This is a genomic window from Paenibacillus sp. Paensp111, assembly GCF_059492195.1.
This window is the reverse complement of the sequence record NZ_CP168527.1, coordinates 3,595,309-3,615,500: the sequence shown is the minus strand read 5'-3', so window position 1 is coordinate 3,615,500 and position 20,192 is coordinate 3,595,309. Positions and strand designations below refer to the sequence as shown.

At 50.2% G+C, this 20,192-nt stretch carries 22 protein-coding genes; 11 read left to right on the top strand and 11 right to left on the bottom strand.

Going from position 1 to position 20,192, the window contains the following annotated elements:
* Positions 1–246 precede the first annotated feature (246 nt).
* Entirely contained in the window at positions 247–810 is a 564-nt protein-coding gene (locus tag ACEN86_RS17070; RefSeq protein ID WP_495631736.1) for a type II toxin-antitoxin system PemK/MazF family toxin, read from the bottom strand.
* A 295-nt stretch (positions 811–1,105) separates the two neighbouring features.
* Here ACEN86_RS17070 and ACEN86_RS17065 point away from each other — a divergent pair, with 295 nt between their 5' ends.
* Entirely contained in the window at positions 1,106–2,479 is a 1,374-nt protein-coding gene (locus ACEN86_RS17065) for an amino acid permease (RefSeq protein ID WP_495631735.1), read from the top strand.
* 9 nt (positions 2,480–2,488) lie between these two features.
* Here ACEN86_RS17065 and ACEN86_RS17060 read toward each other — a convergent pair whose 3' ends face one another.
* Positions 2,489–3,115, bottom strand: a complete 627-nt coding sequence (locus ACEN86_RS17060; protein WP_495631734.1) for a LysE family transporter — start codon at positions 3,113–3,115, stop codon at positions 2,489–2,491.
* Between the two features lie 252 nt (positions 3,116–3,367).
* Between ACEN86_RS17060 and def the strand changes: the two genes are divergently transcribed.
* The gene (def, locus tag ACEN86_RS17055; RefSeq protein ID WP_495631733.1) at positions 3,368–3,949 is read left to right on the top strand and encodes a peptide deformylase; all 582 of its coding nucleotides are present in this window, start codon (positions 3,368–3,370) and stop codon (positions 3,947–3,949) included.
* 97 nt (positions 3,950–4,046) lie between these two features.
* On the opposite strand, the gene ACEN86_RS17050 is transcribed toward def, so the two are convergent.
* The 8 genes from ACEN86_RS17050 to ACEN86_RS17015 all read right to left on the bottom strand — a co-directional run bounded on the left by ACEN86_RS17050 (position 4,047) and on the right by ACEN86_RS17015 (position 10,985).
* Positions 4,047–4,946 carry an NAD(P)/FAD-dependent oxidoreductase gene (locus ACEN86_RS17050; RefSeq protein ID WP_495631732.1) on the bottom strand — a complete coding sequence of 300 codons (900 nt, stop codon included), beginning with the start codon at positions 4,944–4,946 and terminating at the stop codon, positions 4,047–4,049.
* Between the two features lie 139 nt (positions 4,947–5,085).
* Positions 5,086–5,691, bottom strand: coding sequence for a response regulator transcription factor (locus ACEN86_RS17045; RefSeq protein ID WP_495634338.1), 606 nt, complete (start codon positions 5,689–5,691; stop codon positions 5,086–5,088).
* Positions 5,685–6,833: a sensor histidine kinase gene (locus ACEN86_RS17040; protein ID WP_495631731.1), complete on the bottom strand. Its 1,149-nt coding sequence runs from the start codon at positions 6,831–6,833 to the stop codon at positions 5,685–5,687. The genes ACEN86_RS17045 and ACEN86_RS17040 overlap by 7 nt, the downstream gene beginning before the upstream one ends.
* Positions 6,834–7,574 (bottom strand): ABC transporter permease, encoded by a 741-nt coding sequence (locus ACEN86_RS17035; protein ID WP_495631730.1) that lies wholly within the window; start codon positions 7,572–7,574, stop codon positions 6,834–6,836.
* Positions 7,574–8,467, bottom strand: coding sequence for an ABC transporter ATP-binding protein (locus ACEN86_RS17030; RefSeq protein WP_495631729.1), 894 nt, complete (start codon positions 8,465–8,467; stop codon positions 7,574–7,576). Before ACEN86_RS17030 ends, ACEN86_RS17035 begins: the two co-directional genes overlap by 1 nt.
* 209 nt (positions 8,468–8,676) lie before the next feature.
* The gene (locus ACEN86_RS17025; protein WP_495631728.1) at positions 8,677–9,807 is read right to left on the bottom strand and encodes a PAS domain-containing sensor histidine kinase; all 1,131 of its coding nucleotides are present in this window, start codon (positions 9,805–9,807) and stop codon (positions 8,677–8,679) included.
* Positions 9,800–10,453: a response regulator transcription factor gene (locus tag ACEN86_RS17020; RefSeq protein ID WP_495631727.1), complete on the bottom strand. Its 654-nt coding sequence runs from the start codon at positions 10,451–10,453 to the stop codon at positions 9,800–9,802. The genes ACEN86_RS17025 and ACEN86_RS17020 overlap by 8 nt, the downstream gene beginning before the upstream one ends.
* 70 nt (positions 10,454–10,523) lie before the next feature.
* Positions 10,524–10,985, bottom strand: coding sequence for a GAF domain-containing protein (locus tag ACEN86_RS17015; protein ID WP_495631726.1), 462 nt, complete (start codon positions 10,983–10,985; stop codon positions 10,524–10,526).
* A gap of 504 nt (positions 10,986–11,489) precedes the next feature.
* Between ACEN86_RS17015 and ACEN86_RS17010 the strand changes: the two genes are divergently transcribed.
* The 8 genes from ACEN86_RS17010 to ACEN86_RS16975 are packed head-to-tail and all read left to right on the top strand — an operon-like array spanning position 11,490 to position 18,233.
* Positions 11,490–12,530, top strand: coding sequence for a hypothetical protein (locus tag ACEN86_RS17010; protein ID WP_495634337.1), 1,041 nt, complete (start codon positions 11,490–11,492; stop codon positions 12,528–12,530).
* Complete coding sequence (locus ACEN86_RS17005; protein WP_495631725.1) at positions 12,517–14,742, top strand: molybdopterin oxidoreductase family protein; 2,226 nt, start codon at positions 12,517–12,519, stop codon at positions 14,740–14,742. Before ACEN86_RS17010 ends, ACEN86_RS17005 begins: the two co-directional genes overlap by 14 nt.
* Positions 14,742–15,305: a 4Fe-4S dicluster domain-containing protein gene (locus ACEN86_RS17000; protein ID WP_251378754.1), complete on the top strand. Its 564-nt coding sequence runs from the start codon at positions 14,742–14,744 to the stop codon at positions 15,303–15,305. The genes ACEN86_RS17005 and ACEN86_RS17000 overlap by 1 nt, the downstream gene beginning before the upstream one ends.
* 36 nt (positions 15,306–15,341) lie before the next feature.
* Positions 15,342–15,911, top strand: a complete 570-nt coding sequence (locus ACEN86_RS16995; RefSeq protein ID WP_495631724.1) for a Rieske 2Fe-2S domain-containing protein — start codon at positions 15,342–15,344, stop codon at positions 15,909–15,911.
* The gene (locus tag ACEN86_RS16990) at positions 15,901–16,089 is read left to right on the top strand and encodes a hypothetical protein (RefSeq protein WP_495631723.1); all 189 of its coding nucleotides are present in this window, start codon (positions 15,901–15,903) and stop codon (positions 16,087–16,089) included. Before ACEN86_RS16995 ends, ACEN86_RS16990 begins: the two co-directional genes overlap by 11 nt.
* Positions 16,086–17,600 carry a nitrate/nitrite transporter gene (locus ACEN86_RS16985; RefSeq protein ID WP_495631722.1) on the top strand — a complete coding sequence of 505 codons (1,515 nt, stop codon included), beginning with the start codon at positions 16,086–16,088 and terminating at the stop codon, positions 17,598–17,600. The genes ACEN86_RS16990 and ACEN86_RS16985 overlap by 4 nt, the downstream gene beginning before the upstream one ends.
* Positions 17,601–17,629: 29 nt before the next feature.
* Positions 17,630–17,950, top strand: a complete 321-nt coding sequence (locus tag ACEN86_RS16980; protein WP_495631721.1) for a hypothetical protein — start codon at positions 17,630–17,632, stop codon at positions 17,948–17,950.
* A 4-nt stretch (positions 17,951–17,954) separates the two neighbouring features.
* Positions 17,955–18,233: a hypothetical protein gene (locus tag ACEN86_RS16975; RefSeq protein WP_495631720.1), complete on the top strand. Its 279-nt coding sequence runs from the start codon at positions 17,955–17,957 to the stop codon at positions 18,231–18,233.
* Positions 18,234–18,306: 73 nt separating this feature from the next.
* Here ACEN86_RS16975 and ACEN86_RS16970 read toward each other — a convergent pair whose 3' ends face one another.
* The gene (locus tag ACEN86_RS16970) at positions 18,307–18,987 is read right to left on the bottom strand and encodes a GGDEF domain-containing protein (protein WP_495631719.1); all 681 of its coding nucleotides are present in this window, start codon (positions 18,985–18,987) and stop codon (positions 18,307–18,309) included.
* Between the two features lie 214 nt (positions 18,988–19,201).
* Between ACEN86_RS16970 and ACEN86_RS16965 the strand changes: the two genes are divergently transcribed.
* Positions 19,202–20,083 carry a LysR substrate-binding domain-containing protein gene (locus ACEN86_RS16965; RefSeq protein ID WP_495631718.1) on the top strand — a complete coding sequence of 294 codons (882 nt, stop codon included), beginning with the start codon at positions 19,202–19,204 and terminating at the stop codon, positions 20,081–20,083.
* Positions 20,084–20,192 lie beyond the last annotated feature (109 nt).

Sequence of the window (20,192 nt, the reverse complement as noted above, 5' to 3'; positions counted from 1 at the left end):
CTATCTGTGGTATCGAAATTTATGCCAGTTATATGAAATATCGGTGGCTTATAAGTAGGAGTATTTAATCATGCAAAAGGGAAAGAGGAGCACGTAAGGCTCCTCTTTCAGACTCAAGACACGTGAAACGTGTGAATTTATCCACGACGAGGTGGATGACATAATTTACTGTGGTCACAACTCAATCTCTGCACTTATAGTAACCTATTTCGTAAGTTATTGTCAATACAATTTTCACGTTTTTTTTTAAAGACCAAGCGTCCATTTCATCCGAGTCTCCAATCGATTGATGTCTTCTTCGTCCAAATTTCCAAGATGTTCTTTAAGTCTGACCTTGCTTACTGAAGTTGTCTCTTCCGTCTTGGCGGCCGAATCAAAGGCAAGAAAGTCATATTTACTGGTGAATAAGAAATAATGGCTTTGAAATCTGGGCACTGGTTTGCCGTCGCGGGTGAGGACCGGCTGCTTGGTTTTGAAGTTGGTTTTGGCTTTCAGGTTCTTTGTGAGCGGTACGACAATTACATTACCGGAAGTCGAATTAACAGTGTTATTGGAAATGATCACAACAGGACGTTCCTCATTCTGCTCACATCCTACATTTTCCCCGAAATGACAAAAATGAATGGCTCCCCGAACCATTTTGCGGCTTAGCTGTTTTTTCTCGTTCTCTATCCAATGATGGGCCATCTTCACTTTGATTGGCATCCAGGCCATGATTTGCTGTTCTTTTAGCGCTTTCTCAGCCAGGATCCGTTTCTCTGCAGACTTAGATATGACATGGGTCGCTTGGTTCTCCCGTTCTGTGTTCATTTAATCCTCTCCTGGTACGATCTAGTTAGGTGTCTGAAAATTTAGCTTTTCTATATGATTTACACTTCTTTGTGGGGCTATTAAACAAGAAATCTGTAAATTCCTTCATTTCTTATCATAAAGCGGTTATCATGCATACAAAATAGGAGGAAAGTACATACGCCATGGGGGGCTTTCGCCTCACTTTGTATCCACGGCTTGTCCGTGTTTGGCCCGGTGCCGTACATAAAATTACCCATGTTCCGAAACACTATAGATCACACAAGAAGTCAAATACATGTCCAGAGAGGTAATTATGGCTAAACAAAGCAAGAATGAAGAAGCAACTCTGAAGTGGTGGCAGCTCTCTTTGCTCGGGGTAGCCTGCACGATCGGAACCGGTTACTTCCTGGGATCCAGTCTGGCCCTGCATATGGGAGGACCCTCTGTTCTGATTGTATTTGTCCTGGCCGCTGTGGGCACATATACGGTATATGATGTGCTTGCCAAGATGACTGCAGAACATCCCGAGAAGGGCTCGTTCCGTTCCTATGCCAAAAAGGCTTTCGGCAGGTGGGCCGGCTTCAGCAGCGGCTGGGTCTACTGGGGCTCGGAGCTGCTCATTATGGGCAGCCAGCTTACGGCACTCTCCATATTCACAAGGTTCTGGTTCCCGGCCATACCGATGTGGGTATTCGCGTCCGGCTATGCAATTCTTGGACTCATTGTCATCATGCTCGGCAATAAAGGATTTGATTCTCTTGAAAATATTCTGTCTATCATTAAGATCGCCGCCATTGTCATGTTCATCGTGATTGCGGTCATTGTCTTAATGGGCTGGATCAAGGGAACGGGCAGAGCTCCTGTCTTCCCGCACACCCGGCAAAGCTTCTTACCGCACGGCATAAAGGGTCTCTGGTCTGCTTTCATCTTCGCGTTCTATGCTTATGGCGGTATTGAGGTGCTTGGCTTAATGGCCATCCGGCTGAAGAAATTGGAGGATGCCCCCAAGGCCGGTAGAGTGATGCTGCTGCTGCTCACTACCCTCTATATTCTGTCGCTTGGCCTGGCCGTCACGATCGTCTCCTGGGAAGCCTTTACTCCGAAGAAGAGTCCTTTCATTACGGCACTGGCTAATTATCCGCTGCCGTTCGTTCCGCATCTGTTCAATGCGGTGCTGATTATTGCGGGCTTCTCCACCATGGTCGCGTCTTTATTCGCGGTAACTACCATGCTGGTCACTCTAGCGGAGGACAAGGATGCACCGCCCCTGTTCGCCAAAAAAGTAAAGGGAAAGCAGCCGCTGTTCGCCATCTCGCTTACAGCAGCAGGCTTGGTTGCTTCAATTATACTTGCTCTGGTTATGCCGGGCAAAATCTATGAATACGTAACAACAGCAGCAGGGCTGCTGCTGCTGTATAATTGGCTGTTCATTCTCATTACATCCGGCAAGCTGCTGGAGTTATCCGTATTCGGGCAGGTTAAGCGATTCCTCGGCATGGCTCTGATCGGGCTAGCCGTGTGCGGAACCCTGCTGCATGAGACGAGCCGGCCCGGCTTCTGGGGCAGCCTGATCTTTGTGGGGGTGATCGGCGGTGTAACGCTGATCATGCAGGCTGCTGTCTGGAAGAAGCAGAAGCGGTACTCCCGCAGAGTCATGCTGAGAAGAAAGCGCGGCGGGGCTCATTGACTGCGTATTTTACCGGAAGAATAGCACCTTGGCAGCTTCGAACCCAAAGTAAAGACCAAATCCGATCAGAGATAGACCGGAAATAATCGAGATGGCTTTCAGTAGGGGAACGGTCAGCCATCTGCGGAATGCGCTGGCCAGCGATGCCATGGTGACATCCCACAGGAGAACTCCGGATAAGACGGCAGCGCTAAAGATGACGAGCTCTTTAGGCGCATAAGTGGCAGCGGTCTCCGCAAGGATAGAGCCATAAATGCCCAGCCAGAACAGGATGGAGATCGGATTTGAGAGAGACATGAAGAATCCGGCAACAAAGGATTTGGATAAAGATTCGGCGCTTCGGGTTTCCTGAAGCGTTATTTTTTGTGCGGTGAGCAGACTCTCGATTCCGATATACAGAAGGACGAAGAATCCGAACAGCCAGAGAAAAGATTTCATGAACGGGGTATCCACGAAATGTACGACTCCGAAATACACCAGAAGAATGTAGACGACGTCTGCCATAACTGCTCCCAGACCGAGCAGCCAGGCAGGCCAGAAGCCGCCCCGAATCCCGCGGTCAAGCTGGGCCGCATTAATGGGCCCGATGGGTGCGGACAAAGATAGTCCGAGCAACAAGCAGCTGAAAATATCCATATGCTTACAATTCCTCCTGCCATGAGCATTCGCTTTAATGTGCTTGTACAGCTTATTCAAGACACAAGGGAAATAGGACAAGGGCGGGCGGAATATATTATAGAGTTGGCATGGTTGACGTAGATCCGCATATTTTGACAGAAGAAGCTTGAAGTGATAGGTTTAAAATGCTTAAGGTTCGAAAACGGTACCTCCAAAATGATGCGGATGCCGCATAAATACTGTAGGAAAAGGTGGATGAAGGTCGTCTCTATGAGTAAATTTACCCGCGATTATTTCATATTGATGGATGATATTGTACGTGAAGGGGATCCGATTCTCCGCGTGAAGACAGAGCCGGTCAGCATACCTCCAAGTGAAGAGGACCGCGCTGAGATGGCGGCGATGATGCAGTTCCTGAAGAACAGCCAGGATGAGGACATTGCGAAGAAATATAAGCTTCGGGCCGGAGTGGGCTTGTCAGCCAATCAGATTGGCCTGAACAAGCGCATGTTCGCCGCTTATTTAACGGATGAGAAGGGGCAGACGAAGGAATATGCCTTGTTCAACCCTAAAGTCATCAGTCATTCTGCAGCCATGACGTATCTGCCTGAAAGCGAAGGCTGTCTGTCAGTGGACCGTATCATACAGGGATTCGTTCCCCGCTATGAGAAGGTTCTGATCAAGGCTTATGATGAAGAAGGCAATGAACTGAAGCTCCGCTTCAAGGGCTTTCCCGCCATCGTCATGCAGCATGAGCTTGATCACCTCGATGGCATCATGTTCTATGACCGGATTAACCCGGACAATCCGTTCAAGCTGCCGGCTAATGTGCAGATCGCAAGCCTTTATTAAACTATACGTCTGATTGTTGAGAAAAGGGCTATCCCAGCCAGGTATGTAGACCTGCTGGGATAGCCCCTTTTGTGGTATTCCTGTCGTCTGCGTGAAATTAGAATTCCTCATGCGCTAGATCTGTGTTCACTCCAATAGCAGCCCGGCTGCCTTCTCCAGCGGCAATGATGACCTGAGAGGGGGCGATGATCGAGGTATCGCCAGCCGCGTAGACGTGAAGGATGCTCGTTCTGCCGAATTCATCGGTATGAATACCGCCAGTAGGATCGATAACACAGCCTAGCGAGCGCCCAAGCTCGGAAGATTGGAACCAGTCCGGCTTGATGAAGCCGCCAGTAAGGGCAGCCTCCTCCTGATTACTGAAGATAATCCGCTCCAGCTGCCCGCTTGGGCCTATCAAATGGGTGATCGGATGCTCGCTGTAGGCGATATTTCTGCTGCGCAGAGCTTGCTTGAATTCAGGTGACAGAGTGGCTCTGCCATTCGTACATACCAGGAGCTTCCGGCTCCAATTCCACAGGACTCGGGTCAGATGCCGGGCATGCTCCTCATCCTCCGAGATGATGGCGAGCGGCTGATCGCGCAGTTCCCAGCCATCACAGTAAGGGCAGCTGAATATACTTCTGCCGTAGTACTCCTGTATTCCGGGAATACCCGGCAGAACTTCCTTAAGCCCTGTGGCGAGAAGCAGCTTTTTGGTGTGGTATACGGCCCCTGAAGAAGTAGTAACCTCCAGAAATTCTGGATGTTTGTCAGCCGTGGTGATCGGCTCGGTACGGAATTCAACAGAGGAATACTTTTGGATGTCCTGATGGGCTAAACGCCTGAATTCAGCGGGGGTCGTTCCATCTCTTGTAATGAATCCGTGCGATTCGCGAGTAACGGCATTCCTTGGGCGGTTATCATCGAAGAGAATAACCTTCCTTCTGGCTCTGCCCAGGACAAGGGCGGCACTCAGCCCTGCGGGCCCTCCGCCAACAATAATACAATCCAGCACGTCAGCTTCATCCTTTCCGTCTGCAGGCTCTTTTCTTCCTTATGTTCCTGCGGGGGAGAAGATGACAGCTAGATGAAGCTTAAGCTTATCGTGTACAGAATTGTCAATTTCTCAGCCAAAGAGAAAGAGCCGGCAGGAATTAACCCAGCCAGCCCATCTTCTCGGCAATACTTATGGCATCGATCCGGTTCTTGGCTTCGAGCTTTTGGATAATTTCAGATACATAGTTACGCACGGTTCCATAAGAGAGGAACAGCTCGGAAGCAATCTCTTTGACAGAGAGACCTGTCGCCAGACGTCCTAGAACCTCCTGTTCACGGTCTGTAAGCGGGTTGGTCGTCTGCCAGAAGGTCATGGACAGCTCTGGACTGATTGCTCTTCCGCCAGCATTGACCCGGCGGAGAGCTTCGCCCAGCTCACTGACCGGTGCATCCTTGAGCAAGTAACCATACGCTCCGGCCCGAATGGCTCTCTGGAAATAACCGGATCTGGAGAAGGTGGTCAGGATGATTACCCGGCAGGGATGCTTCAGTTCCTGAAGCTTCTCAGCCACATCCAGCCCTGTCATCTCCGGCATCTCTATATCTAGCAGACACAAGTCGGGAGACAGCTGCAGAATTAAATCGAGCGCTTTCGAGCCGTTCTCGGCCTGTCCTATGACCTCGATATCATCTTCAAGATCCAGCAGGGCGCTGAGTGCTCCGCGCAGCATGCTCTGATCCTCCGCGATAATTACTTTCATGATACACCTCCAAGCTGTTGGTTCTTCACAACTTTAGGCACCTTCACACTCAGGGTTGTTCCTTTGCCTGGTATGGAGCTGTAGATTAACGTGCCCTGGATCAGCTCCAGTCTTTCCTTCATGCCCAGAAGACCGCGTCCGGAGGATACGCCTTCGGGTCTGTCCAGCTCTGCTCCAGCTCCGTTATCCGTCACAGTTAGCGTTAGCTCATGGGTATCCTCGCCCAGGAAGATGGAGCAGGTGTCCGCCCTGCTGTGCTTGACCACATTGTTGATGGCTTCCCGGAGACACAGTCCCAGAATGTTCTGAACCAGCGGAGGAGCCCCTAACTTCCGGGGTTCGCCAGATAGGGACAATCCGATCCCTGCAGCTTCAAGAATCGCTCTGGTATTATTCAGCTCCTCCTGGATGGATAAGGCATTCATTCCGGATACCAGCTCCCTGACCTGCTTAAGGGCAGCCCTTGAGGTGGCCTGGATGTCCTTCACCTCTTGAATCGCCTGTTCAGGCTTCTTCAGGACGAGCTTCTCGGCGAGCTCGCTCTTTAGCGTAATAAGGGAGAGTGTATGTCCCAGCGTATCATGCAGATCTCTAGCGATCCGCTGGCGCTCTTCATTTTTGCTCAATCTGGCGATCTCTTCCTGGGCTATATTCAGCTCGGATTTGAGATTCCTTGTGTTCTGGAACATCCGCAGAAAGAAAGGGAAGACGAACAGGACAATTAATGGGGGCAGGATGTTCACCCATTCCGCGGCCCGGGTATGGCTGCCGCTGATCCAGAGTGCGATGGCCGAGGTGCCAATCAGGATTCCCATACCGGTCCAGAACTGCCTGGAGGATGCAAGCATGCTGAGCATGGCGGTCGCGAAGAAGTTCATAGTCACGAACCCCGGATCATTGAACAGGATACAGAAGTAGCCTGTCAGGATCATGTTCACGGTGGCGAAGACCAGTCTGCCGCGTTCATACCAGAAGCTTCTGAGATAGCTGGCGATGAACAGGGCTAGCACGGCGTAGCCGATGAGCATATCCCTTAATGGCTCATCGGCCAGGCTCACGGCCGGATAGATCAGATAGACCAGCCACATCAGAGGGAAATAACTGTTAATTCTTGAGGGCAGCACTGCTCCCCGCGATTTGGGCATTTACACCGCTTCCTGTCTCTTTAGGATATAGGTTGATAATATCATAAAGATCAGGGCATAAGCAGCCAGGATGGCAATTCCGGTCCAGTCAGGTCCGCTTCCGCCAAGCACGTTCCATGCTCCTTGACCGAATCGGTAGGAGGGGAGGTACTGGGCAATATCCTGCATAATTTTTGGCATCGTAGTCAGCGGCATCCACAGTCCTCCGAGGACGGATAGAGACATGTAGATGATATTGGCGGCAACCTGAACGACTTCAACGCTTTTGAAAGTGCCGAGGAGCGTGCCGAGAGCCATGAAAGGCAGTACACCGATCCAAATCCACAGGCCGCAGGTGATCCATTCTCCGAGGCTAAGGTCAATCCCTTTGGCAAAATGACCGATCAAAAACATAAAGACTATCGTTCCCAGGTTAATCACGGATTGGGACAAAATTTTGGACAGCACATACGAACCATTTGGCAAAGGAGTGATTCGGATCAATCTCACCCAGCCCTGTGTTCTTTCCTGGGCGAATCTTACACTGAGCGTGTTGATACTGGCGCCGATGACGCCGAACACGGTCATGGACATCAGGTAATAGGCTTTCCAGTCAACTCCGTTAACCTTTATATTCCCGAGGGTGCTGGTGAAGATGAAGTAGAACATGACCGGCATGACGATGGAGAAGATAATGAACCTGCGGTTACGGACCGTACGAAGAATTTCGGCTTTACACTGGGCAATCATGGATTTCATCATTATTTAGCATCTCCTTGAATTAAAGTTTGGAAGGCATCTTCAAGCCCACCTGCTGAAATCTCAATATCATGAATATCCAAATTGTGCTGGATAAGTGTGCGGATAAGCTGGTCGGTGTCCGTGCTGGTTAATTTCACTTTGCGGCCGCTCCATACGGTATCTACAATTCCGGGCAGACCCTCCAAGGTATCCGGGTGAAGCTGTTCTCCAGCGGTAAAAGTAATCATTTTGTGTCCTTGTGCGGCTTTAATCTCGGCTGGAGTACCGTCAGCGATCAATTTCCCCTGGTTAATCACCACGATGCGGTCTGCTATGCTGTCCGCTTCATCCAGATAGTGGGTAGTCAGGATAATGGTGCGGCCTTTGCCGGCCATGGCCCGGACACTTTCCCAGAACAGCTGTCTGGAGCCGACATCCATCCCTACAGTAGGTTCATCCAGATACAGAATTTTGGGATCACCCGCCATCGCCAAGGCGAAGTCGAGGCGGCGCTTCTGCCCGCCGGACAGGGAGGTTGCGAATTTGTTCTGCTCTTTCTCAAGTCCTGATATCTCGAGCAAATGGGCCAGCGGAAGCGGGTTCGCATAGTAGCTGCGGAACAGATCCATAGTCTCGCGGACGGTAAGGCGGTCGATCACGCTGATATCCTGCAGCATGGCGCCGACCGACTGTCGTGCCTCGGGCTGATCCGGTGAGCCCCCGAGGATACGGATTTGTCCGCGGGTTGGCTTTTGCAGCCCCAGCAGCATAGAGACGGTGGTTGTCTTGCCTGCCCCGTTGGGACCGAGCAGGGCGGTGACGGTGCCTTCTTCAATATGTAGTGACAAATCCTTTACAGCGTGTGTTCCTTTGTATTCCTTATCTACATGTTCCATAGTGATTACAGATGGCATTTTTGTTTCCTCCCGTGTTTGATTTCATGCTTTTATGTTACCGGGATTTCCCACTGGACAACATTCATGAATGTCACAATATGGATATGACAATTGTCAGGTGCCAGAAGGCTTGGACTTTCGGTCGCTGGAGAAGGGAGCGGAGATGAGCGCCAAAAAAAACCGGAAGCTGGCAGCTTCCGGTTGGTTCGTCCAAAGGATAGGGGAGGTTAATCAGTAGAATCTGGTGTATTCTTCGGAATACGCAGGTCAATTGTAGTCCCTTTGTCAGGTTCAGACTGGATGGTCAGAGTTCCGCCCACACTGCGTGCCCGTTCCTCCATACTCAGCAGGCCGACACCGCCACCTTCATGGCGGTTCGCAAAGCCCATTCCTTCATCGCGAATAAGCACAAGCACTTCATGCTCTTCATCAAGCAGGGATACGGCCGCTTCGGATACGTCCGCGTATTTGGCAATATTGGTGAGTGCCTCCTGAATAACGCGGTAAATGGTCGTCTCTACGTTCACGCCCAGCCGTCTTTTGAGCGTGCAATTAAAGGTAACAGACATGCCATAATGTCTGGAATAATTATCGATATAGGTTCGAAGTGCGGGTACAACCCCGAGGTCGTCGAGCACGGAGGGGCGCATTTCCCAAGCCATGCCGCGTACATCCTCCATAATTCCCGTTACATATTTGCGCAGCGACTCCAGCTCGTCCGGAGAGTGTCCGGCTGCAATAAGCTGGTCAAGCTGGATGACCAGAGAGAAGAGGCTTTGCCCTATCCCGTCGTGAAGCTCGCGGGAGAACCGTTTTCTCTCATTCTCCTGAATATTCATCACTTGAGTGACCATGAACTGAAGAGCTTCTTCGGAATCCTTCTGTTTCGTAATTTCGTTACGAATCGCAAGGAACTGATAAGGCCGTCCATCATCGCCGAGGAAAGGAACAATCGTGGTATCGACCCAGTAGTAGGAGCCGTCCTTGGCCCGGTTCTTAATATCTCCGCGCCATACCTGGCCCCGGTTAATGGTCCGCCAGAGATCACGAATGAAGGTTTTGTCATGATAACCGCTGTTAATAATTCGGTGATCCTGCCCAAGAAGTTCACTGCGAGAATACTGTGATATATCGCAGAATTTATCATTTACATAGATAATGGTTCCCTGATTGTCCGTCATGGCTACAATGGAGGACTCATCCAGAGCGAATTTGAGATCCGAGAGCATCTGAAGAGAGTCCTTAAGCTCTGCAGCAAAAGCGGAGTCCTGCAGATGCTCACCAATCTGGTCCAGCAGACTATTCACGCTCTTGCCCAAAATATCTCCACTGTCACGATACGAGCGATCTTTATTCAAAATTCAGCATCCCCTTCTTCATGGCGTATTTCACCAGATCAGGCCTTGTTTTGAGACCGAGCTTCTCCATCAGATTACTTTTATGAGTTTCTACCGTCTTCACACTAATAATAAGGTGCTCGGCAATCTCTTTGTTGGAATAACCTTTGGCAACCCAGGATAGAATCTCGCGTTCCCGTTCGGAAAGTGTATCGAAAGCGCCTTGGGATTCACCATTCTTCATCGCATCCAGGTATTCATTCATCAGACGTTTGGTTGCAGAAGGATAGAGATAAGCGCTTCCGGTGGCCACGGACATGATGGCACTTACGAGCTCATCATGAGGCGCGCTTTTTAGAATATAGCCCGATGCTCCGGATTGAATTGCGCGGAACAAGTATTCTTCATCATCATGCATAGTCAATATCAGCACCGATATATCAGGAAGGAGCTTCTTCAGCTCCTGGGTGGCGGTCAGCCCGTCCATACCCTGAGGCATGCTAAAGTCCATCAGAACTACATCCGGCTTCAGCTCCTGCGCTTTCTGGATGGCTTCCTGCCCATCAGCTGCATCTCCGATGACTTCCATCCCGTTCTTCCCGTTCAGGAGTGCCATAAGCCCGGAACGGACTACAATATGATCGTCAACTACCAGAATTCTAATCATTTAATGAGCTTACCCCCTCGTTACTTTGTATCATATAAAAAAAAATGAACCCCAGCAACAAGCAAAGGGTTCACCGCGAAGAGATTGTATCTGATTTCAGTCCATCGATAACGGGACTTAAGATTTCAGCTTCACGTTCAATCATCTCTATTAGTGGAGATGTGTAGAGCGTGGGCTTGCGACTGCCGATCATCAGCAGACCGAGGATATCCCGTTCCTTCAGAATCGGTATAACAGCAACGGCGTGTAGATTCTCAGCCAGCATAATCGGGTTGTCAAAGCGTAAATTACGAATATCCGGGATTGAGTTGTCCAGGACTACCCGCCGGCCGAGCCTCATAACTAATCCCGGCAGCCCTTGTCCCGGCCGGAGAATGATCTGCTTGCTGCGATTGCTCCGGTTCCCGGAGACAAAGTTCCAGCGAAGCCCTGCATCCGGGTTGTCCATGAGGAGCAGGCCGGAGAAATCGCTGCCTGTTCGTGCGCGCAGGGAGTCCAGTTCCTGCTCGATATGATCTTTTATTGTGATCATCGGCTTGCGCCTCCTTGGGAATATATAGGAACACTTCGATACACCAATACAAACCAAACATGGGGGGATAAAGCTCCCCGTTCTAGTTGTGTTATCAAGTCTGCTATTATTGTACTCTCTCCATACCCGCCCTGTAAGTCGGGGAATCCCCCTATTTATTTCGAAGCTGACACTGAATCTCCTTGGTGGGTACCTTTAAAGAGTATAGCAGTTGCTGAGTACAAAATATGATGTGTGTCATTATTAGCTTAATTATTATGCCCTCTTACATTGCCGATTGAAAGGAAGTTCGTCAGCAGATGAGCTTGACTGGCTAATGTATGGGGGCTTTGTTCTTACGTCGAATAAGGGAATTGCCCCCCTAAATATCAGGTATTCCCCCGATAACGTGTTCTCGTTATCCAAGCTATGATGAATAAGAAAAAAGTATAGAACGTGAACGAGCGGCTGAAGAGAAAGAACTTAAGGTTCAGACGAACAGGCGCGAAAGGGGATATGAACAGAATGGATCGGGCATTCGCTTCCAAATTTGCAAAATCGGTATTTCTGACTGTGTTAGGTCTATTGGTGCTGATCTATATCGGCTCGCGGTTCTTCACACATCTGGATTTGGCCTTATACGGCTACATGGTAGGGACGCTGGTATTTATATGTGGATTTTTCTATCGGTTCATTGCCTGGGGGGAGAGACCTCCGACCAAGATTATCATCAAAAAAGGAATCAAGCTGCTCTTTCGTAAGAGCACGCCTAAGACAACAGCCAACCATCTGGTGACTTACAAATTCATCTGGAACCGGGGCTGGTACCGCTGGACTCAGCACGTCCTGCTTGGCTGGGGCTGCATCATCTCTTGTCTGGTTACATTCCCGCTGGTATTCGGCTGGATGTACTTCACCATGGCGGAGAACGGCTACTACTGGGTTGTGTTCTTCGGTATTGATGTGCTGCACATTCAGGCGGATGGGCTGCTGGGTTACCTGTTCTATAACGCTTTGAATATCTCGGCCTTCATGGTCATCGGCGGGGTATGCATGGCCTTGTACCGCAGAGTCAAGAACATGCAGGCCAGAGCTGAGCAGTCATTTGCCTATGACTTCCTGCCGCTTTACCTGCTGCTGTTCGTATGTGTTACCGGCCTTGCATTGACCTTCTCCAATATGTTCCTTCATGGTAAAGGGCACCCGGTTATCACCATGATTCATCAGTGGTCCGTAATATTGACCATGATCTATATCCCGTTCGGCAAGCTCGCTCATATTCCATTCCGGCCGCTCAGTGTATTTGCGAGAAATTACCGTGAGCATTATGCAGAGCAGGAGACGAAGAAATGTGCTGTATGCGGTAACGGATTTGTCTCTGCCGAACAGTCGAACGATGTAATTAATGTGCTTGGACAGAACGACATCAAATTCCAGACAGAAGAGGGATACCATCTTGCTGAACTGTGCCTGCCCTGCCGCCGTAAATACCGGATGTCCCGGTTCACGGGTATTCAGACACACAAGATCCCTGTAAAGGAGGCCAACCAGAATGCCAAAGGATAAATTCTTTAAGGTTATAGAGAACAAGGTTCACCCGGGTGAGAAGCTGGTTCCAACACACTGTTCTTACTGTGGTATGCAGTGCGGGATGAATCTGCGCGTCGATACCAAATCGAACACGATTATCGGGGTTGAACCGCGTTATGACTGGCCGGTAACACTGGGGAAAATGTGTCCGAAAGGCGTAACCGCCTATCAGCAGACGAATCACCCAGATCGTATCCTGAAGCCTCTAATCCGTGATAATCCGGCTCTGAAGGGAACCAAGGAAGGCTTCCGGGAAGCCAGCTGGGATGAAGCGTACGATCTGATTGCCCGCCGGTTCAAGGAAATGCAGGCACAGTATGGCAAAGACAGCTTGTCCGTCTTCAGTGGAGTGTCCATGACGAATGAGAAATGTTATCTTACCGGAAAGTTCGCCCGTGTGGCCCTGCAGACCCGGTACATTGATTATAACGGCCGCTTCTGTATGTCAAGCGCTGCGGCAGGATTCCTGCGGACCTTCGGAGTTGACCGGGGATCAACCCTGCCTTGGACAGATCTGCACGAGACAGACTGCCTCTTCATTGCAGGAAGCAACACGGCTGAGTGTCACCCTACGTCCATGTTCAGAGTATGGGAAGTTCAAAGCCGCGGCGGTTACCTCATTGTCGCTGATCCGCGGGAGACTCCGATTGCAAGAAGAGCCGACATTCATCTGGATCTGCGCCCCGGAACGGACTTGGCGCTGGCTAACTGTATGGTGAATCTGCTGATTCAAGGCGGATATGCCGATGAGGATTTCATCAGAGAGCATACAGGCGGATTTGAAGAAATGGTAGAGGTCGTGAAGGAGTTCACGCCTGAATATACAAGCGAAATTACGGGGATTGCACCCGAGAAGCTGATTCGCGCAGCAGAGATCTATGGTAAAGCTCCGGAAGCCGTTGTGATGTTCGCGCGGGGAATCGAGCAGCAGCAAAAGGGAGCCGACAACGTATCCGGCTATACGAATATGCCGCTCGTGACCGGCAAGATCGGCCGGCCGAAGTCGGGAGTAGCGACCTTTACGGGTCAAGGCAACGGACAGGGCGGCCGGGAGCACGGCCAGAAGTCCGATCTGCTGCCAGGCTACCGCAAGATTACGAATCCCAAGCATGTGGAAGAGGTATGCAAGGTTTGGGGGATCACACCGGAAGAAATGCCGCTGCCTGGCGTATCTGCCTACGAAATGTTCGAGTTAATGGAACAGAAGACGATTCGCGGACTGTACCTGCTCTGCTCCAATCCGGCTGTATCGGCACCGAACCTGAATTACGTTCGCAAAGTGCTGAAAGACCTTGACTTCATGGTCTGCTCGGATATGTACTTATCCGAATCTGCTGAATTCGCAGATGTGATTCTTCCGTCCGTGACCTGGTCTGAGGATGAGGGAACGGTAACCAACCTGGAAGGCCGTATCATCAAGATCAATAAGGCCCAGGAGCCCCTGGGTGAGAGCAAGCCGGACTGGCAGATTGCCGTGGAGTTGGCTGAACGGCTGGGCCGCGGTAAATACTTCAGTCATCTGAAGACAGCCAAAGACGTAGCTGATGAATTCCGGCTGGCTTCCAAGGGCGGGTATGCCGATTACTACGGCGCAACCTGGGACAAAATCGAGAAGCAGAACGGTGTCTTCTGGCCGTGTAAGGATGAAGAGGATCCGGGAACACCACATATGTTCCTGGATAAGAAGTTCTATCACCCGGATGGCAAAGCGAAGCTGTGTGCGCTGCCATACCGCCCGCCTGCGGAAGAGCCGGATGAGACCTATCCGCTTCGCTTGACTACAGGCCGTGTTGTCTATCACTATTTATCCGGTAACCAGACCCGGCGAATTCCATTCCTCTTGGATATGTGTCCAGAGCCTTATGTCGAAGTTCATCCTGAGACGGCTGCACATTACGGAATTGAGCATGAAGAAAGAGTTCGGCTTAGAACCCGCCGCGGTGAGTGTATATATAAAGTAAAGATTACAGAAGCCATTCGTAAGGATACCGTATTCGTACCGTACCATTTCGGTCATGATGATTCCGTGAACCTGCTTACGATTCCTGCGCTTGATCCGATGTCGCGGATGCCGGAATTTAAAGTATGTGCGGCTGAGATTGATAAGCTCGGAGCTGAACGCACGAATCCACAGGCGGCGGGGACAACAGGCAGTAAGAAGGCAGAGAAGGAGGCCGTTCACCAATGATGAAACAGCTGCTCTATATTGAAATGGACAATTGTATCGGCTGCCGAAGCTGCCTTGCTGCCTGCACGCAGTGCGGCGGACACGATGAACGCAATCGTAACTATGTATATGATGTCAATCCGCTTGTGAACCGTCAGACCATCCCGCTGATGTGCCTGCACTGTGTTAATCCGGCTTGTGCCCGGAGTTGTCCGGCACAGGCGATTCAAGTGACTGAAGAGGGTGCTGTTCTCTCAGCGCTCGTAGAGAAATGTATCGGGTGCCAGAACTGTACGATTGCTTGTCCTTACGGAATTCCTAAATTCGACGAGGAACAGAACCTGATGTACAAATGCGATCTGTGCTATGACCGTACCAAAGAGGGGATTCCTCCAATGTGTGCTTCGGTCTGCCCGACCAATACGCTCCAGTGGATTACGGAGGAAGAGTTCGCAGCCAAGCAGGAGAAGCACCGGCTGGGTAAATGGATGTCCTCCCGGCTGCCGGAGAACCCGCTCGAAGGGGAGACTCACGTGAAGATTAACCTGCCGGGAATTTTGCAAGGCACAGAGAAGCTATTCTAATCAAGCATGTACCGCTGAAGAAGGAGGGATCCATATATGAGTGAGGAGATCAAGAATAACAAGAAGACAGATCCAGGCCGTACCAAGATCAGCAACGACAAAATTCCATTTGACGAGAATAACTATACCCACAATATCCGCAAGGCTGGGGAGCGCAGACTGGACCGGCGCGGATTCATGAAGACTATGGTTGGCGCGGCCGGGATCTTCGCGGTGTCTACCCTGCCTTGGGGCACACTCGCCGTGAAGGAGCTTACTGGACTTGGCAGCAAGTCTCACCCGAAGCAAAAGCTGGCTAACACGAATGACTTGAAGATAGGGGAAGCCATTGAATTTGCCTACCCTGGCGAGCATGATGCCGCACTGCTGGTCCGCCTGGGAGAGAATGAATTCAAGGCCTATCAGAACGCATGCACGCATCTCAAGTGCCCCGTATTCTGGAGCAAAGAAGAAGGCAGGCTGGTATGCCCTTGTCATCATGGATTCTTCGATGTGAAGACAGGGAAGCCGACGGCGGGTCCTCCGCAGCGCCCCCTTCCTGAAGTAGTTCTCTCCAAAGAGCAGGGAGCAATCTATGCGACGGGAGTGAAGCGGTATGAAACGTAGTTACCGTGGTGTCATTCTACTCTGCTTCGTACTGCTGCTTAATATTATTTGTACACAGCAGGCAGTGAACGCCTACTTCTATGATCGCTATGAGCGTGTGGTGCTTTTTGCAGTACTAAATATCGTATTATTTCCAATTGCTATATGGATTTATTTTCGGGAGCGTGACGTCAAATGAATACTAGAAAATTTCAACTACCTGTCCAAACCGTCAGTTTGATTACCGGCTTCATGGTGTGGGTTATCATATCCTCATTAATGCCCTTCATTAAGGAGGATATTCACCTAACCGCAACCCAGCTAACCTGGGTAACGGCAGTTCCAGTGCTGATGGGCTCCATCATGAGAGTGCCGTTTGGCTATTGGACGAATGTCATTGGTGCACGCAGAATGTTCGCTTACAGCTTCGTACTGCTGCTCATCCCGCTGTACTGGGTCAGCCAGGCCGATTCTTTCTGGGATCTGATCATCGGCGGCTTCTTCCTGGGGACTGCCGGTGCCGTATTCTCGGTTGGAGTCACTTCACTCCCTAAATATTACGGTAAGGAAAAGCACGGTTTCGTGAATGGAATCTACGGTGTGGGCAATATCGGAACAGCCTTCTCAACCTTTGGGGCACCGCTGCTCGCGAATCAAATCGGCTGGTCCAAGACCGTATTGGCATACGGAATTCTGCTTATCGGGATGGCGCTGTTGAACTTTACGCTCGGTGACCGCAAGGAGCCGCAGGCGAAAGTGAGAACTTCACTGGTTAAGCAGGTGAAGGAAGTCTCCCGCAATCAGAAGCTGTGGCTGTTATGTCTTTTCTATTTCATTACCTTTGGTTCATTCGTTGCTTTCACCGTGTATCTGCCTAACTTCCTGGTTACTTACTTCCATCTGTCCAAGGTAGATGCAGGACTACGTACAGCCGGCTTTATCGCGCTGGCTACGGCCATGCGCCCAATCGGGGGTAAGCTTGGCGATATCATGAATCCTTACAAGCTGCTCATTCTTGTATTTGCCGGCTTGACTGCGTCTGCTGTGCTGCTCTCATTCGCCCCTACGCTTACCTGGTATTCGGTTGGCTGTCTGACTGTGGCCTTCTGTGCAGGAACAGGGAACGGAGCGATCTTCAAGCTCGTGCCGCTCCACTTCACCAAGCAGGCGGGGATCGCGAACGGAATCATCTCTGCCATGGGCGGACTCGGTGGCTTCTTCCCGCCGCTGATGCTTACTCTCCTGTTCAAGGCAACCGGGCATTATGCTATTGGATTCATGGCTTTATCTGAAATTGCACTTGCCAGCCTGATTCTGGTTATCTGGATGTTCTATCAAGAGAAGCTGGGACTGTCTGCTTCGATTATCGAGAATACCGTGGAAGGGATCATGGTTACGAATGAGAAGGGAACGATTACTTCCGTTAATGCTTCATTCACTAAATTAACCGGCTATACTGCGGCCGAGGTCATTGGCAAGAAGCCAAGTGTCCTGAAGTCCGGCAAGCAATCGCGGGAGTTCTATAACCACATGTGGGAGAACATTCGTGAGCATGGATACTGGCAGGGAGAAATATGGAACCGCAAGAAGAATGGAGAAGTCTATCTCGAATGGTTAACGATTAGTGCTGTGAAGAATGAATCTGGTGAAGTGACGAACTACTCTGGAATGTTCAGCGATATTACGAGCAGCAGGTCAAAGCTTGCTTAAAGATTAACAAGCCGAAAGGGGGACCCTCCGTGAATATCAGTCAGTTAAATTGGGATCTCGTCTTCATCACCACGGCTCAGACGGCTCCGGAAGATATGAAGGCCATGCTGGACCTTGAACTTGCAGAGCTGGATGAACATATTACCTGGCATGTGGAAGTGAAAAGACAGGATGATCTCCTGATAACCGTTGCGGAGGGCAAAGGGCTTACCGTCTGCCAGACCGAAGACCAATTTCTGACCTTCATTGATCCAAGGTTGAATTCCCCATGCTGGGATTGGCTCAGTGGGTACTCTTTGCAGGTAATCCCCCAAGAAGATGCAGGCAGCTGCAGGATGAAGGAGGCGTAGGCACATGGACCCTAGCATGTTGAACAAGCTGGTAGAATGGCACGGTCATCCTATCGAAGTAAGGATCAGCGACCGACTGGGACTGGATCCGGTTGCACCGCCCAAGACGTATGATCTGGCACGCACGGAACTGGATTCGGATGGCGGATATATCCGCTTTTATATTAGTGACTGGCAGTTCGTCGCCGTTCCTGTATTCGAGCAGCTGACAGAGCTTGCAGAGAGCGAGTTCACTTCTACCGATGCGGAAGGAAAGCTTGTGTACAGCATTAAACGTTTATAAGGTTAAATAAAAAGAAGACGCTCCCTTAGGATGAACTTAGGAGAGCGTCTTTTTATATTAGAATGCAAATCTATCAATGCTGCTCAGGCAGATCGTAGGCAAGGAACGCGTCCTCTTCCTTCGTGCGGGGCTTATAGGAGTACATTTCTCTGTCTGCAATCTTGATCAGTTCATTAATGTGATGATGGTCATCCGGATATACGGCGGATCCGATCGTGGCGGAGATAGGGATACCCATTTCAAGAGAGAGATTCTCAAGCTCACCTGCAATCCTCTTGAGCATGGCGGTTAGTGCTTCAGATCCATTATACTCCCCGATAACCAGGAATTCATCACCGCCCCAGCGGGACACAATATCGGAAGATCGGGTATGCGCGCACAGGAGCGCGGCGATCTTTTGTAGGACGAGATCTCCTTTCTCATGCGACAATTTGTCGTTGATCGTCTTGAAATTATCACAGTCGATCATAAGCACGAACAGCTTGCCTAATTGTCTGCTTGCACGCATCGTAAGCTTGGGATAAGATTCCATGACGTACCGCCTGTTATACAGGCGAGTGAGCGGATCCTTCTCGGATTCAGCCTTAGTCCGGTCAAAGTGGAAGCCCGCCCAGTAAGCAACAGGCAGAACCAACAAGTAACCTGCCAGTACGAAAGCATCAAGGCGTCCATATTTGGCTGTATCGTAGAGAACAAACACTGTTTGTAAGCAGAATGTAATGGATACTGCGGCAATCCTACCTTTGAACCCCACAGAGGACACCTCATTTTGGAATTGGACTTTAGACCTATCTCTATCATAGTACTTCTACCAACTTTCAGGCAAGATGAATAGAAAAATTAGGATATTTTAATTGACGCATACAAACCATGTGCCGTATACTCGTCCCTAAACAAAACCATGCACATTTAATTCCGAGTTAACTAATATGTTAAATGTGTATTGTTCATTGGGAGGGTTGAATAGGATGAACCTGGATAATCTCGAGGCCTTTGTATACGTTGTCCATTATGGAAGTTTTAATAAGGCTGCCGATGCCTTGTTCTTGTCACAGCCTTCGGTAACCGCAAGGATTCAATCACTTGAACGCGATTTGGACTGCCAACTGTTCGACCGTATGGGCAAAAAAATCAATCTTACGGACAAGGGCCAGCGGTTCCTGCCGGATGCTCAGCAAATTCTCCGTCTCTACCAAAGCTCCAAGCAGCACCTGCACCGGGCTGCAGAAGTGACGGGAGAGCTGAGAATTGACTGTACGGTATCGGTATCCAACTACATAATTCCGCAGATTCTTCCAAGGATTAAAGAGCAATTCTCGGAAGTCAACATCAGACTTACCACGGCTGCAAGTGATACCATCCTGCACCGTGTTCTGAGCAATGAGAGCGATCTGGGGCTGGTGAGGAATGTAATTCATCCGCATATTCATTCCCTTAAGCTGCTGGAGGACCCGATCAGGCTATTTGTCTATGAGGGACATTCTTTTACAACGCTGGAGGAAGTGTCTGCAGAGCTTCTCAGTCGTGAGCCCTTCATCTTTTTTGAGTGCGGATCACTGGACTGGGTTAGAATCCAGCGTTCTTTTGACAGCTTGTCTGAGCGTCCCAAAATTAACTACCAGGTGGATAACCTGGAGACGGCCAAGAAGCTGGTGATGAACCGGGCAGGGATCTGCTTCCTACCGGAGCTGTGTGCGAGGAAAGAAACCGAGGAGGGGCGGCTGATCCCTGTTCATGTTCCCGAGATATCAGGCAACGCTCTGCACACCCACATTATTTCGCGCATAGGGGAGAGTACCTCGCTTGCGCAAGCTTTTCTCACGGCTGGGAGAGAAGCTCATCTTCACTAAATAACTCTTATCGAAGTTATCTATTAACGAATAGAAAGAGTTGATTGGCTGCCGGATTGACGGAGGGAAAAATCGGGTGGTATAGTTATCGCCATAAATACGATTTAAC